The sequence below is a fragment of the Brevibacillus composti genome, assembly GCF_016406105.1.
GTDB lineage: Bacteria > Bacillota > Bacilli > Brevibacillales > Brevibacillaceae > Brevibacillus > Brevibacillus composti.
The window spans coordinates 3,525,377-3,540,287 of sequence record NZ_CP066308.1 but is presented as its reverse complement, the minus strand read 5'-3'; the positions used below and the strand labels follow the sequence as shown (position 1 = coordinate 3,540,287).

General features: G+C 57.2%; 15 protein-coding genes. 12 read left to right on the top strand and 3 right to left on the bottom strand.

Features of this window, described 5'->3' with window-relative positions; all coding sequences use genetic code 11:
* The first annotated feature begins 171 nt into the window (after positions 1 to 171).
* The 10 genes from JD108_RS17805 (at position 172) to JD108_RS17760 (ending at position 10,896) form a co-directional block, all read left to right on the top strand.
* Positions 172 to 1,134, top strand: a complete 963-nt coding sequence (locus JD108_RS17805; protein WP_198827321.1) for a hypothetical protein — start codon at positions 172 to 174, stop codon at positions 1,132 to 1,134.
* Between the two features lie 33 nt (positions 1,135 to 1,167).
* Entirely contained in the window at positions 1,168 to 2,841 is a 1,674-nt protein-coding gene (locus JD108_RS17800) for a VanW family protein (protein ID WP_198827320.1), read from the top strand.
* 5 nt (positions 2,842 to 2,846) lie between these two features.
* Positions 2,847 to 4,502 carry a GspE/PulE family protein gene (locus JD108_RS17795; RefSeq protein WP_198827319.1) on the top strand — a complete coding sequence of 552 codons (1,656 nt, stop codon included), beginning with the start codon at positions 2,847 to 2,849 and terminating at the stop codon, positions 4,500 to 4,502.
* A gap of 36 nt (positions 4,503 to 4,538) precedes the next feature.
* Complete coding sequence (locus tag JD108_RS17790; RefSeq protein WP_198827318.1) at positions 4,539 to 5,582, top strand: type IV pilus twitching motility protein PilT; 1,044 nt, start codon at positions 4,539 to 4,541, stop codon at positions 5,580 to 5,582.
* The gene (locus tag JD108_RS17785; RefSeq protein WP_198827317.1) at positions 5,583 to 6,791 is read left to right on the top strand and encodes a type II secretion system F family protein; all 1,209 of its coding nucleotides are present in this window, start codon (positions 5,583 to 5,585) and stop codon (positions 6,789 to 6,791) included. It abuts the gene before it with no gap.
* A 34-nt stretch (positions 6,792 to 6,825) separates the two neighbouring features.
* Positions 6,826 to 7,293 carry a prepilin-type N-terminal cleavage/methylation domain-containing protein gene (locus tag JD108_RS17780; protein ID WP_198827316.1) on the top strand — a complete coding sequence of 156 codons (468 nt, stop codon included), beginning with the start codon at positions 6,826 to 6,828 and terminating at the stop codon, positions 7,291 to 7,293.
* Between the two features lie 109 nt (positions 7,294 to 7,402).
* Positions 7,403 to 8,161: a prepilin peptidase gene (locus JD108_RS17775; RefSeq protein ID WP_198827315.1), complete on the top strand. Its 759-nt coding sequence runs from the start codon at positions 7,403 to 7,405 to the stop codon at positions 8,159 to 8,161.
* A 196-nt stretch (positions 8,162 to 8,357) separates the two neighbouring features.
* Positions 8,358 to 9,383 (top strand): type IV pilus biogenesis protein PilM, encoded by a 1,026-nt coding sequence (gene pilM / locus JD108_RS17770; RefSeq protein ID WP_198827314.1) that lies wholly within the window; start codon positions 8,358 to 8,360, stop codon positions 9,381 to 9,383.
* A gap of 6 nt (positions 9,384 to 9,389) precedes the next feature.
* Complete coding sequence (locus JD108_RS17765) at positions 9,390 to 10,037, top strand: PilN domain-containing protein (protein ID WP_198827313.1); 648 nt, start codon at positions 9,390 to 9,392, stop codon at positions 10,035 to 10,037.
* A 10-nt stretch (positions 10,038 to 10,047) separates the two neighbouring features.
* Positions 10,048 to 10,896, top strand: a complete 849-nt coding sequence (locus JD108_RS17760) for a pilus assembly protein PilO (RefSeq protein ID WP_198827312.1) — start codon at positions 10,048 to 10,050, stop codon at positions 10,894 to 10,896.
* A gap of 85 nt (positions 10,897 to 10,981) precedes the next feature.
* Here the strand turns inward: JD108_RS17760 and JD108_RS17755 are convergent, their stop codons facing one another.
* Positions 10,982 to 11,140: a hypothetical protein gene (locus tag JD108_RS17755; protein WP_198827311.1), complete on the bottom strand. Its 159-nt coding sequence runs from the start codon at positions 11,138 to 11,140 to the stop codon at positions 10,982 to 10,984.
* An 85-nt stretch (positions 11,141 to 11,225) separates the two neighbouring features.
* A complete protein-coding gene (locus JD108_RS17750) occupies positions 11,226 to 11,717 on the bottom strand; it encodes a DinB family protein (protein WP_198827310.1) in 492 nt (163 codons plus the stop codon).
* Between the two features lie 153 nt (positions 11,718 to 11,870).
* Between JD108_RS17750 and JD108_RS17745 the strand changes: the two genes are divergently transcribed.
* Together JD108_RS17745 and JD108_RS17740 are read left to right on the top strand one after the other, a co-directional pair.
* Positions 11,871 to 12,449 carry a CGNR zinc finger domain-containing protein gene (locus tag JD108_RS17745; RefSeq protein ID WP_198827309.1) on the top strand — a complete coding sequence of 193 codons (579 nt, stop codon included), beginning with the start codon at positions 11,871 to 11,873 and terminating at the stop codon, positions 12,447 to 12,449.
* Between the two features lie 57 nt (positions 12,450 to 12,506).
* A complete protein-coding gene (locus JD108_RS17740; protein WP_198827308.1) occupies positions 12,507 to 13,427 on the top strand; it encodes a GNAT family N-acetyltransferase in 921 nt (306 codons plus the stop codon).
* Positions 13,428 to 13,597: 170 nt separating this feature from the next.
* Here the strand turns inward: JD108_RS17740 and JD108_RS17735 are convergent, their stop codons facing one another.
* Positions 13,598 to 14,818 (bottom strand): MFS transporter, encoded by a 1,221-nt coding sequence (locus JD108_RS17735; protein WP_198827307.1) that lies wholly within the window; start codon positions 14,816 to 14,818, stop codon positions 13,598 to 13,600.
* Positions 14,819 to 14,911 lie beyond the last annotated feature (93 nt).

Genomic DNA, 14,911 nt, shown 5'->3' with positions numbered 1-14,911 from the left:
ATCCCGTGACATTCAGCAAAAATCCAACAAATTTCGACAAAAACCCAAAGGAAATAAGTAGAGAAATGTCGTATAAAGTATGAGCAAATACATGGATACTACGAACGTCCTATGATATTCTACCTCCAATGTACTATGAACGACTCCATTTGGCTATAAACAGGTGATTACATGATTCTATCAGGCTTTACCGGGTACTACATCGTATACCTGTCGCTTACCCTGCTCTTTTTCCTGTTGCTTTTCCGCCGCTTGCGCGCTTGCCACGGGCTGATCGGATACGCTGGGTTTGGTGCAGCTGTCCTCCTTGGCGCTCTTCTCCCCTTTTCACTGACTCTTCTCGGAAGGCTGGAAACGGCTGTCCTGACCGTCCTGATTACACTTCTGCTCGCTTATTTTATCGCCAAAGGCATAGCGGATCGGGAGAAAACCCGCTCTTCAGACTTTTTCTTCGGTTCACGCGATTCCGATGAAGCCGCGAATGCCGCTCTGTCTGCTGCCCTGCCGCAGCCGCCAGCAGAAGAAGGCAGTGTCCCGGATGGAGTGCGGGTCCAAGACCGTGTTCAAGACGATATCCAAGTCCATGTCCGAGTCCAAGCCGATGTCCAAGCCGATGTCCAAGCCCAAGCCCAAAACTCTCCCCATCCCCAAGCCATCCTGGTGTGGGAGGAGCGGGAACAGCGGGCAGCGCTGGAGGAAGTCGCAGCCGCGGTGGCACAGGATCATACGGGTGGCGAGGAAACCGGAGCAGGCGTGCAGGCGGAAAACGATGCCCTTTTGCCGGATTTGGAAGGTATCGCTCTGGCAGAGTGGGAGCTGGCAAAAGCGTTTGCCGAAGCGGCCGCTGAGGGAGAGCGGGAGGATTCGGAACGCCTCGATGCCTCCTTTCTGGACGAGCCCATCGAGGCCGGCTGCCAGGATACGGCGAGACCGGAAGCGGTCGACGATGATCTCTTGCCATGGAATCTCTCCGATGATCCGCTGCCGGCAGCGGAAGAAGATGTACCGGTGGCTCTCCCGGCGGATAGCGCCCTCTTGCTGAGCAGGTTCGAAGAGGAACTGGATCGGGTAGACGATCCTTCGCTGGGAGAAGAGCGTACCTATCCAAACATGCGCCTCAGCCCGAGGGCTTGAGGAGTCCACATCAAAGCGGAAGTGAGCGAGATCGTGTTGCGAATCCAATCATATCAATTGTACGGTGGCGTTTTTGCGCTCCTCTTGGTCCAAACCCTGGTGTTCGGGGCTGTCTCCCTGCTCGCCTCCGGCTTGTGGGAACAGTCCGGATCAGCCGCCGGAGGAAGGCTCCCTGCCATACAGGTGGCGGGCTTGTCTCTGGAGGGACGAACATGGGCGGAGGCGCGGGCGGACGTGGAGCGGAAGCTGGATGACCTCTCTCGCGCACCGCTGCTGCTCACGCTGGACCAGCGGACATATCCGCTGGACAAAGACAAGCTCGGTCTCCGCTATGAACTGGATCAGACGATGGAGCGGGTCAAGGAAAGGGCGGAACGGTCCGCGGGAATCGCAGGTATCGTAAACCGACTGACGGGTGACGAAGGGGAAGCCCGCATCCCGCTGTCGGTCGTCTATGACCGCCACGAACTGAAAAGGCAGATCGCGGACATTGCGCGCGAAGTCGAGCAAGAGGCGCGGGCAGCCACTCTGCGAATCGAGCAGGAGAGAGCGGTGGTGGTTCCAGAGAGGATCGGCTACCAGGTGGATGTAGAAGAGACGATTGCGGCCGTGGAGACGGAGCTCGAGACCCTGCGCTTCTCTTTGCAAACCCCGCTGATGGTGAAAAAAGAGGTGCCCGCGATCGTTTCGAAGGACTTGGAGCAAAGCACGGAGCTGCTCTCGCAATGGAGAGCGCAGCTGGCCGCTTCCGTCCCCGACAGGCTGGAGAATGTGAAAAGGGCTGCTGAGCTGATCAACGGTACGATTCTGCTGCCGAATCAGGTCCTCTCCTTCAACGAGTTGACAGGTCCCTATACCGCCGCAAACGGCTACCGCCCCTCTGCGGATAAAAAGCAGGAGGCAATCCCCGACGGACTGGGCGGCAGCGCTGTTCAAGTCGCCTCAGCACTCTACGAGACCGCAGTCATGAGCGGGCTGGAGATCATCGAGCGGCACAGCGCCAAGCGGCCGGTCGATGTACAGAAGCTGGGGATGGAGGCTTTTGTAAACGGCGAAGAATTTGACCTGCGCTTTGCCAACCGCCTGGACAGACCGGTCTACATCCATGCGGCGGTCGAGCAGGGCAGTCTGCGCGTGGCTCTCTACGGCCCCGCATCGCCTGCGGCGGAGAAGCCGCTTTTGACCACGGAGATCAGCGAGTATTACACACCGGACACGATCGTGCGGGCAGACCCTGCGCTCCCGGCCAATGCCGAGCGGATCGAGCGGGTCGGCGAAAAGGGCTTTCGGGTTAAAGTATATCTCTACTATCCTCAGGCGGACAAAAAGGCGCCCGTCGCGGACAATGTATATCTGCCGATCCCCCATGTAATCGCGGTCGGTCCCGAGCGAGCGGGAGCCGCCGCGCGAGAGAGAAGGCCGGTGGCGGACTGGCCGACAGAGGCAGAGGAGGAATGGCTGGCGACCAGCGGGCAGTACACCCCGGCGGACCGCCTCCCGGATAACGGGAAGCCGCCGGATATTGACCCGCTCCCGCTACAGCCGGCTGCACCCGCCGTTGCCGACAGCCCCGCACCCGCGAGCAGCGCGGCTGCCGGGAGCTCGTCCGCACTAGGCGGCACGTCTGCCGGCTCTGCCGGGGGATCGAAAGGATCGGTCGAGAAGAATAACGGCATGATTATTTTACATGATGCGCCTGTGAGGTGAGGGGTATGGGGAGAAAACGACTGGGCGACATTCTTGTCGAGAGCGGCTTGATCAGTGAGGAGCAGCTGCAGGAAGCGCTGGTCGAGCAGAAAAAATCGAAGCTGAAGCTGGGCGATCATCTCCTGCAGCAGGGCTATATCACCGAGCAGCAGCTGATCGAGATTTTGGAGTTTCAGCTGGGGATTCCGCACGTCAGCCTGTACCGCTTCAAAATGGATCCATCCCTGTCCAGCATCGTGACCGAGGAGGTAGCCAAGCGCTACTCGCTGATTCCTCTCAAAAAGGAAGGAAACCGGCTGACTGTGGCGATGGTCGATCCGCTTGATTACTTTGCCATTGACGAGCTGCGTCTGAGCACCGGCTTTGTCATCGAGCCGGTCATCGCCACCCGGGATGAAGTGCATCGGGCGATTTCCCGGATGTACAGCATGCAAGGGTCCGTCAAAGAACTGATGGAAAAGATGGAGATCGATGAGATCGAGGAGTCCCGGATCGTCGATGAAGACTCGCCTATCGTCCGCTTGGTCAACCAGATGTTCGAGCAGGCTGTCCAGCTTAGAGCCAGCGATATTCACATCGACCCGCAGGAGGACGGTGTGCGCATCCGCTACCGGGTGGACGGGGTACTGCGGACGGAGCGGGTGCTGCCGCGCCATATGATCGGCATCCTGACGGCGCGGATCAAGATCATGTCCAACTTGAACATCGCCGAGCGGCGGACGCCTCAGGACGGACGCATCCAGATGCATGTGGACTACAAGGAAATCGATGTGCGCGTCTCCACGCTGCCCACGATCTACGGCGAAAAGATCGTCATGCGCCTCCTCGATATCTCCAACGCGCTGATCGAGATCGACAAGCTGGGGTTGACGAACCGGAATCTGGCCTATTTCCGCGATCTGGTGAACCGGCCGAACGGGATCATGCTGGTCACCGGTCCGACGGGCAGCGGCAAGACCACGACGCTGTATGCCGCACTGAACCACCTCAATCAAGAGGATGTCAATATCATCACGGTAGAAGATCCGGTCGAGTACCAGCTGGAGGGCATTAACCAGGTGCAGGTAAACGACGGTATCGGGATGAGCTTCGCCTCCGTGCTCCGTTCCATCCTGCGGCAAGACCCCGACATCATCATGGTCGGGGAGATCCGGGACCGGGATACGGCGGAGATCGCGATCCGGGCGGCGCTGACGGGGCACCAGGTGCTCAGCACCCTGCATACCAATGATGCCGTCAGCAGCGTCACCCGCCTGTTGGATATGGGCATCCCTCCGTTTTTGCTGGCCTCGTCGCTCAACGGCGTCCTGGCGCAGCGGCTGGTCAGACGCATCTGCAAAGAATGCAAACAGGAAGTAGCTGCCACCGAACAGGAAAAGGCGCTTTTTGCCCAGAGGGGTCTGACGGTCGAGACGCTCTGGCGTGGCACAGGCTGCGGCAGCTGCAGCATGACGGGCTATCGCGGCAGATTGGCCGTACATGAGAGCTTTCGCATGGACGATACGCTGCGGCAGATGATGATCCAGCGGCTGCCTGCCGGCGAATACAAGAAGCATGCGGTGAAAAACGGGATGGTGCTGATGTTCGACGACGCGCTGCTGAAAGTGAGACAGGGCTTTACCACCCTGGAGGAAATCTATCGGATTGCACTGCCGGAATAGCAGCCGGCCGGATATTTGTACGAGGAGTGAACCCATATGGCTGGTGTGGAAATCAAAAAACTGCTCCGGTACGCTTTCGAGAAAAAAGCGTCGGACTTGCATGTGACAGTCGGAACACCGCCTGCCTTTCGCATCGACGGAGAGTTGCGCCGCCTGGATATTTCGCCGCTGGCGCCGGCAGATACGGAAGAGATGGCCAAGGAGCTGATTCCGCCCCATCTGTTTCCGCATTTCCTGGAAAAAGGGGAGCTCGACTTCTCCTACGGGCTGCCGGGAATCTCCCGCTTTCGTATCAACGCCTATCACCAGCGGGGCTGCATCGGGATCGTAGCCCGCGTCATTCCGACCGGCATCCCTTCGCTGGAAGAGTTGAATCTGCCGGATGTGATCCGCAAGTTTTGCCATAAGCCGCAGGGGCTGCTCCTCGTCACCGGGCCCACGGGCAGCGGCAAATCGACGACGCTGGCCGCAATGATCGACTACATCAACCGGAACATGCGCAAGCATATCGTGACGCTGGAGGATCCGATCGAGTACCTGCACAAGCATCAGCTCTCCATCGTAAACCAGCGGGAGATCGGATTCGATACGAGCGATTTTGCCAGCGGACTCAGAGCTTCGCTGCGACAGGACCCGGACGTGATCCTGGTCGGCGAGATGCGCGATCTGGAGACGATCCAGACGGCTGTCACGGCGGCTGAGACCGGTCACCTGGTGCTGGCTACGCTGCACACGACGGATGCGCCCAAGACGATCGACCGGATCATCGATGTCTTTCCGGGGCACAAGCAATCCCAGATCCGGATGCAACTGGCCTCCGTACTGGTCGGAATCGTCTCGCAGCGGCTGTTCCCCAAAGTGGGGGGAGGACGTGCGGTCGCGACGGAAATTCTCGTCCATACCCACGCCGTCGCCAATCTGATCCGCATCGAAAAAAACCACCAGATCAAAAGCCTGATGCAGACGGGACGGGAACTGGGCATGCACACCATGGAGTCCTCCGTGAAGGAATTGCTGGAGAAGGGCGAGATCACGCCGGAGTCCGCGCAGCATTTTTTGAATGAAAGGGCGCTGGAGTAGATGCCGACGTTTATCTATGAAGCGAGGGATCGCGCCGGCAAGCGCAAGCGCGGCAAGGTCGAGGCAGGAAGCAAGCCCGCGGCGATCGTCGAGCTGAAACGGCAGGGGCTGGCTCTCCTGGCGATCGAACAGGAGAGCAAGAGTCTCCTGCAAAAGGAAATCGATATCGGCCGTCCGGTCAAGTCGCAGGACTTTATCGTCTTCCTGCGTCAGCTCGCCACCCTGATCAAAGCGGGCATCGGGATCGTCGATTCGATTCATATCTTGAGCCAGCAGAGCGAAAGCAAGGTATTGCGCAGGATTTTGCTGGAGGTGGAGGCGGACATTCGCAAAGGCGGCCAGTTGTCCGAGGCATTTTCCAAGCATCCCAAGGTATTCGAGGCGATGTTTCTCAGCATGATTCGCGCTGGAGAGGCGTCGGGCAGTCTGGAAATCGTATTGGACAGGCTGGCTGCGTATTACGAGAAGTCGCACTACACGCGGGAGCGTATCAAGTCGGCGCTCATGTATCCGCTGACCGTCGGCATCTTGTCGGTGGCGGTGACGATGTACCTCTTGATGAACATCGTTCCCACCTTTGTCTCCATGTTTGCCAGCTTTCATGCGGAGCTCCCCGCGATGACGCGGATGGTGATGACCGCCAGTCAGAGCCTCGTTAGTTCTTGGCATCTATATTTAATTAGTATTTTCGTCCTAATTTTCATTAGTAAATTCATTGTCAATACTCCATATGGACGTTATTTGGCGGATTATGCTAAACTAAAAATGCCGATATTTGGCAAATTGTTGCAAAAGGGTGCGCTCGCACGCATGAGCCGCACGCTGAGCACATTATTTTCCAGTTCGGTGCCGATCCTGCAAGCACTGACGATCGTGGAGGACGTCGTCGGGAACAAAATTATCAGCCAAGCCGTGCATGAGTCCAAAACCAGCCTGCGCGAGGGGCAGCCGCTATCGGAGCCGCTCAAGCGGGCATGGGTGATCCCGCCGCTCGTCTCGCGGATGATCGCCATCGGAGAAGAGACAGGCTCTCTGGATCAGATGCTGGAAAAGGTCGCTGACTTTTACGAGGCGGAGGTGGATAATGCCGTTGACAAGATCAAGACGCTCATTGAGCCGCTCATGATCGTGATGCTTGCCGCGATTGTCGGCACGATTGTCCTCGCAATTATGATTCCGATGTTTGAAATTTTTGGAAAAGTTGCCTAGATTGCCATACGTGAATGGTAGGGGAGGAATTCATATGTTTACACGCTATTTGAAGGATCAGCGCGGCCTTACCTTGGTCGAGCTGCTGGCGGTTGTCGTTATTTTAGGGATTATTGCAGCGATTGCGATTCCTTCCGTGGGGAATATTATTGAGAATAGCCGGAAGGATGCTCATATTGCCAATGCGCAGATGCTGGCGAGCGCGGCGCGAATGGCGGCGATTTCCGAGGGGAAAGCGACGGGGAGCTACACGCTGAAGAAATTGCAGGAAGAGGGCTTTATCGGCGATATCCAGGTGCCCGGACAGGATGGTCTCTATGACGCTGAGGATACAGAAGTTACGATCACGTTGGTAGAAGAGAAGGACACGAAAATCGAGAAAGAAGTCATTAAGGTAACTCTTTCTGACGGAAAAAATACGTTTGTGGATAATGAAGACGTCAGTGCGTTGGATCGGGATAAAGTGTACCTGGATGGCAAACCGGCTGCCTCCGGTTCTTAATCTCTAACCATGTAAGATCCAAAAACTTCCTCCATCCTCTCCGATGCAGGAAGTTTTTTCCCTAAGCGGAAGCCGTGACTACCACAAAAGCTCCACGAGGAGAAAAGCCATGGAACAGTTGCTCACCCTCATTTTTTTTCTATTCGGTCTCATCTTCGGTTCTTTCTTCAATGTCGTCGGTCTGCGCGTGCCAGAGGGGGAATCGATCGTCCTGCCTCCCTCTCGCTGTCGCAGCTGCGGCGCGAGATTGCGACCGGCGGACCTGATTCCGGTGCTCTCCTACCTCTTTAGCAAAGGCGCATGCCGTCATTGTCACGCGAAAATTTCACCGCTCTACCCGGCCGTTGAGGGATTGACCGGTTTGGCCTTTGCGCTCGTCTATCAGGTGTACGGCTGGAGCGGCGAGACGGCGGCGGGCCTGCTGTTTGTCTCGGTCCTGGCGATCATCAGCGTCTCGGATCTCGCCTATCGGCTCATTCCGGACAAGATTACCCTGCCCGCATGGGGGCTCTTTCTCCTCCTGCGCTGGTGGATCCATCCGGCAGAGCCGTATGGGCTGCATCTGCTCGCCATGGCGGTCGGCTTTGGGGTGTTTTTCCTGCTGACGGTGCTCTCCCGCGGCGGTGTGGGCGGCGGCGACATCAAGCTGTTTGCCGTGGTCGGCCTGTTTCTCGGCCTTCGCTTGCTGGTGCTGGCGATCTTCTTATCTGCGCTATTGGGAACGATCTACGGCATCGGCCTGATCCTTTTGCGCGGTGCCGGCCGGAAGACACAGGTTCCGTTTGGTCCGTTTATCGCGGCGGGGTCTTTTCTGGCCTACGTGGCGGGGGACGGGCTCATTCGTTGGTACGTGGAATGGTTCTTGTAATCGCTTCGGGCCTGGTCATATTCTCCTGTGCGGAGCGGCAGGTCGGCGGATGGCTGATGTCGAATGAAGTAAAGCAATCATAAAAAAATAGTACTACGTTAAACAGAACGTGCCGCACGCAACCGAGAAGCGCAGTGATGCGAATTGAGCGCTCAAATGAAAAGCAAAGGCAACGTGCAGAAAGGAAAAGAAGCGGATGAAACTGCGCATCCCTTTTCAGACATATCCCGTTCGGATCGGCATCGCCATGGAGGAGGAAGGGCTTCGCTTTGTTGAAGCCAAATGTGTGGACGGCGGTGTAGAGATCCGGCAGGCAGGACGGATCCGGCTGGAGGACGGGTGCATGGAGAATGGACGGATCATCGACATGGAGCGTGCCAAATTGCAGCTCGCTCTCGCGAAGAAGGAGCTTCGTCTCTCGAAAAAGAAGGCGATTCTCTCCATCCCGACGTCCACGGTCGTCATCCGCAAAACCCGTCAGCCCAGGCTGTCGCCCGAAGAGATTCGGTCGCTTCTGGAGATCGAGCTGGGCACCACGATCCACCTGCCCTTTTCACGCCCTTATTTCGATTTTCACAAGATCGGAGAGGTGGAGCCGGAGCAGGATCCAAACGAACGAGACGGCTTCGGATTGGACGACGCCCTGCCGGAGGACGAATATTTGGTGATCGCAGCGCCGGGCGATGTGATCGATCCCTATATCGAACTGCTGAAAGTGCTGGATCTGGAGGTCACCGCGGTCGACATCGAGCCTTTGGCACTGTATCGGTTGCTGCTGGCGAGCGGTGAAGGGTACCCGACCGATTTTATGTTTTTGCAATTGGGACCGCACGCGGTCAACGTGAGCATTTTTCAAAGCGACATTCCGGAGTTCTTGCGGAGCATTCCGATCCAAATGGCCCACTATCAGCCGGCTGGGGAGCCCGCCCTCCAAGGCGAGTCATCCGGGGCTTTGGATGCCTTCGTCCAAGATCTGATCAGGGAAGTAGACCGGGTGATCAATTTTTATCAATTCAGCATGAAAAATGACGGGACCCGGATCAAAACGATCTACATAACGGGCGAAGGATCCAATCTGGAAGAGATGATTGCGATGCTCCAGCCGCGGATGTCCAGCTTGCAAATCCACCCCCTGCCCACCCACCATATCCGGCACCAGCCGACGCTGCAAAAGAGCGTGCAGGCGATTACGGCTGCGGCGGGACTAACCTTGAGAGGTTGACGATCAGTGGTAACCATTAACCTATTGCCGAAAAAGAAAAAGGTGAGCGGCGGTGCCATGTGGCTCTCGGTAGCGGGGGCACTCTGGCTGATCGGCGCTGCCTGGATGGGCTGGACCTATTACGCGGATCGGACGGCTGTCGATCGGCTGCAACAGGAAATCGCCCAGCATGAGCAGATGCTCAAGGCCGCAGAGAAGCGGCTGGGGACGAAGGCGGCGACGGCAACGGTTCAAGAATATGTCGAGGTGTCCGAGCGGGTGCAGCATCTATTCCGGCCGACGACGCTCTTGTTGGACGAGCTCGCCGAAAATCTGCCGGATCGGGGCAAGCTGCAGAAAATCAGCTACAGCCTGGACGGACAGGTGCAGCTCGTCGGCCGCTTCGAGCAATACGACGACGTGGCTGCTTATTTGCATCATCTGCAAGCCTCTCCGCAGGTACGAAAAGCGCAGGTCAAGTCCATCGTATCCGCTCCCATCAAATGGATCGGGCCCGTCGATGAACAGGGGAAGCCGCTTTCCCCTTCCCTGCAGGCAGTCGGCGGAGACATCTTGCCGCGCTATACAGCCACATTTGAACTGAGGGTCCAGACGGTCGATCTGGCTGAGCTGATCCAGCGGCTCACCGATCTTGCGTCTGCGCAGAAAAAGTAGGAGAGTAACTATGGCCGAGAGAACACGTCAAATTCTTTTCTTGTTTGTCGCTCTGCTGTTCGCCCTGCTGGCTGTCTTCTACTATTTCTACCTCACGCCCATGCAGGAGAAAAAGAAACAGCGCACCGTGGAGCTGGCCCAGCTTCGCGCCACGGTTCAGGGAATGACGGAGCAAAAGCAAAACCAGCAGAATGAGAGAACCGTTTCCGAACAAAAACTGGCCAGGGTGGCCGAAGCCATTCCCGTCACGCCGTACACGGATCAGCTGATCAAGGATTTGGGCAAGCTGCAGACGATCAGCAATGTGGAGATTCTCAGCGCTACTTTTTCGGAGCAAAAAGCCATGTCGGCCAAGGAGATTGCGGAAAAGATAATCGCCAGAGGAGACGAGGGCTGGGCGGAATCGGGCGAGGCTGATGCGGACGGGGAAGAGGTTGCGGATGCCGGGGTCGATGGGGATGCCGGGACGGCAACCAAGGCCGATGCGGGAACGAAGGCCCCTCCCTCCGTAGAGACGATCAAGCGCTTTCTGCCGGAGACGACTTTGGGCAGCGTAGAGATTACGCTTTCCATAAAAGCACAGTACGAGGAACTGTATCGTTTTCTGACAGAGGTCCAGGACTTGTCCCGGTACCTGCGGGTGGATGAAATCAGCGTCACGTCCGATGAAAAAGACGAGTTCACGGTGTCCGCGGACGACAAGATGACGGCCACGGTGAAGCTGACCAGCTACTACGCACCGGAGTTCAGGCAGTTGGTCGGAAAGCCGCCCGCCGTCGATGTGGATGCTCCGTCGGGCAAAGGGAATCCGTTTGAGTATGGGACGATGCACAAGCCCGCAGATGAAGCGGACAGGTAACAGGCGTTTCCCAGCCTTGCGATCATGCACGGGATAGAGATAGATAGCGAAGAAAAAGCCGTTGCTTCGGAGGCAACGGCTTTTTTCATCTCTTCTGGTTGTTTTTGGGCTTCTCCTGCGCCGCTAGCTTTTCCTGCCGCTCTTTGATCAATGCCAGAACAGCCAAGATGCTTCCGATCAGAGTCAAAATGGCGGACAAAAACGCAAGCTCATCCGAAGAGAAATAATCAGATTGCTGACCCATCGATATCGCCTCACTCACCGGCATTCTTTACAGTGTATGAAGCATCGGGCGCCGGGGAATGGGCTTTCGTCCCGAAAAAGCCGGGTTACTCAAAGGCTCTGCGGGCTGGCCAGGAGCCCTGCATTTTGCGGATTTGCACAATCTGGCCGGCGTGAAACGCATCGTGCGTGATGATGCTGAATACGCGCAGGCCCAGGGGGCTGACGGGAAAAGGACGATCGAAGTCTTCTTCGCGCAGCGCAGCGAGCAACTCGCGCAGCTGATGATGAATCGTCTCCATCCGTTTGACATCGGCTTGCCACGCCTCTTCGTCATCTGGACCGCCCGAAGGGGTAAAGGTGTCATCATTGGTGGCGGCGGCGACAACTTCCTTATTTTGCAAGCGGCAGAGCAGCTGTTCCTTGAAAAAGAGGAGATGGCTGACGATTTCCCAAATCGTGTTCGCCGCTGCGCCGGGCGGGCGCCAGCTGGCCTGGGCCGCGGTCAATCCGGCCAAAGCATCCTTCAGGGGCGGATACCAATCTTCCTGCAGGTATGTGTGATCGAACTCACGCAAAAGCAAATCCATCCGGTTCATAAGATTCCTCCTCATCTGGGAAAGGGTGGTGGGGCGCGGTATAATGGGGGAAACAGCATCAGACAACCGCTTGTAACCATCTAAAATGTTTTTAATAGTTACAAGACCAATATACCATATCCTGGTTTCTGAATTCAAGAGAGGAGAACGCATGTGGAATGGCTTTGTCTCGATTTTCTTAACAGCGATTACAGAAATTGGCGCGGCTCCGGCGAGCGGGTAGACCGACTGAACCAGCCGGAGTGGTGGCAGAAATTTTCGCGGAAATGGATACTGGACTTGCCGATGCCGACGGAGCCTGCCGTTATCGCCGCCTTGACAGAACTCAGGAATTATATGCGCCGGGTGACGGAAGCCGTAGCTGCCCGGCAGGCGCCAGATGAGCAGGATTTGGCGGGAATCAACCGGATCGCTGCATCGGTCCCGACGTACAGACGGCTTGTCTTTGATCCGGAGGCACAGTATCAAGTGCAGGAGGTGGTCTTGGGTGAGGGCTGGGAAGGCCTGATGGGAAAAATCCTTTCCTCCTTCGGGGACCTTTTGACGAAAGGGGACCCGAGACGCCTGAAAATCTGTGAAAATCCCAATTGCCTCTGGGTCTATTACGACGAGAGCCGGAATCGCTCCAGTCGCTGGTGCGAGGACAAGACCTGCGGCAATCTGATGAAGGTGCGCCGTTTTCGCGAAAGGCAAAAACAGAAGGGAGGGGGAGCGGCGGAGGGTGAAGACTGATCACGGTTGCCCTCTTCCGGCAGGAGAGCCAATCGACGAGAAAGAGGGGGAAAAGGTATGGGTGACCTTGATCGCTTTGAACTGCGCTTGGAGGAGCTGACCCCAGCAGATATTCCCGATTTGCTCCGGCTGTCGGCTATGGTGGGCTGGGATTATGACGAAGAAGAGGTGGCCACTTTTTTTATCGCCGGGAGAGTTTTCGGCCACCGGGACCGGGAGGGGGGCGTATGCTCCTGTGCAGCCGTTATCCCGTACGGCGAGTCGCTGGCTTCCATCGGGATGGTCATCGTACATCCTGACTATCGGGGGAGGGGGCTGGGAAAGGAAGTCACGCAGGCATGTGTCGACGCCGGCAACGAACAGACGGCGGATGGCCGCGCGCCCGCCTTGATGCTTGTCGCCACACCGGCAGGGAGACCGGTCTATGAAGGGCTCGGTTTTGCTGCCGTGGACTGGGTGCACAAATACTTGTGCGACCGCTATCAGCCATCAGCGGGACCGCACGCGGAAGGCTCTAGTAAAGCGACACCGCCCGCAAGCTCGCTGTGGGAGGTACAGCCCTTGGCTCCCGAACATCTGGAGCCGATCATCCGCCTGGACAAACAGGCATTCGGCGCGGACAGAAGAGAATTTTTGTTCCGCCGGATCGTCCAGGCACGGAAAAAGCTCGTCTTGTTGGGGAGGGACGGTTCCGTCGCGGGCTACGGGCTGGGCGTAGAGGGCCCTGTCAATCTGGTGCTCGGCCCCATCGTCGCTCCCGATGAGCAGGCGGCCGTACTGCTGGTGGATGCACTGGCGCACAACTACCCCGGGAAGCTGCGAATCGATGTCCCCTCCGGACACGAAGGGTTTCGGCGCTTTCTGGAAGGAGCGGGATTCACCCAGGTGACGCAGCCGCCGATCATGGTAAAGCAAGCGGACCGATTGCCAAAGCGAAATGGCTGTCTGTACGCGATCGCGTCTCAGGCGTTTGGATGATCGCCATGGGGAGGGACAATAGCCTGGAAAATCGGAGTAGAGAGGCATTCATCGGATCATCGTGATGCCCCGACAGAGGCGTTTGGATCATTGTGTTATAAAACGGAAAAGGACGGCCGGGAACCCGCTTATGGTCCCGGTCGTCTCTTTTTCTGTCCGTGTTTCTCGGTTTAGGGGGCAGGCTTCTGTTCGAGTTGCGGCTGTTGGCGCAGCAGGGGCACGATGAACAGCAGACCGACGATAAAGAGGAACGCGGCGATCTCGTATACAGAGACCAGCGACAACATTTTTTTCATCGTCCCGGCGATGCTCATCGTCAGCACCATCGCACCTGTAAACAGCGGGCTGAGAATGCCCATCACGCGGCCGACAAAGGCCCCTTCGGTGTACTTCAAGATCATGGTGTTGATGCCGATGTGGATGCATGGCATGAACAAGCCGTTGAATAGCTGCGCCGTCATCGTCAGCCACAGATTGGTGGAAAGACCGGCTACCACAAAGGCGATCGCATTCACCAGCATCCCGACGACGAGCAGTTTTTGCGGCGGCGTTTTCTTGGCGACGGTCATCGTCAGCGCGCCTCCGAGAATCATGCCGACACCGTTGACGGCCATCAACCACTGCAGGCTTTCCTTCGGCAGGCCCAGCCGCTCTGTCACCAGAAAGATGCCCATCGGCTGAATCATGCCGATACTGAGTCCAGCGGCCAAAAAGCAGAAACCCAGCTTGGTCAGCACGGGATTGCCCAGGACATAGCGGATGCCGTTCCCCATCTCTTGCAGGAGCGTCGTGGCCCGCTCATTCTTTTCCTCGACGCGGTCGGGCGGCAGGAAAAACAGCACAGCCGCGGAGAGCAGAAAGGCGACGCCCATGATGCCGATCGCCGCGCTGATGCCAAAGGTTTGGTAGACAAACGTGCCCAGCACGGGACCGAAGATCATGAAGACGGCGAACAACGTCTGATAGATCGACATCCCCGCCTGCATCTGATCCTCGGGCAAATGCATCTTGAAGAGCTTCATGCCGGAAGGCTGCGAAAACTGAGACAGGATGGCGGAGACGAGCGTGGCGAAAAATACCGCTTTCCAGGTCCCGAATACAAAGGTAAGCAGCACGACGAATACGGAAACCGCGCTCAAAAGGTCGCACCAAACCATGGTATGCTTGGGGCGCCAGCGGTCAGCAAAGGTGCCGCCGATAAACGAAAAGATAAAGATGGGCGCAAATTCCGCCAGATAGATCATCGAGACGGCAAACGGATCGCCATGGGTCTGTTCCATCACGAACAGCAGCACGGCAAAATTTCGCACCCAGATGCCGATCTGCAAAAACAGGGCCGAGAGCAAGATCGTCCGGACAACCCGGTTTTGAAAAATACTTGTTTGGGCCATAAAATAGCCTCCTTATCCTGGTTTCCGGATAGGAGGCGGCTGTATAATTCATGATCGCAAAAGGAACCAAACCACAAACAGCCGGGGGCTGCC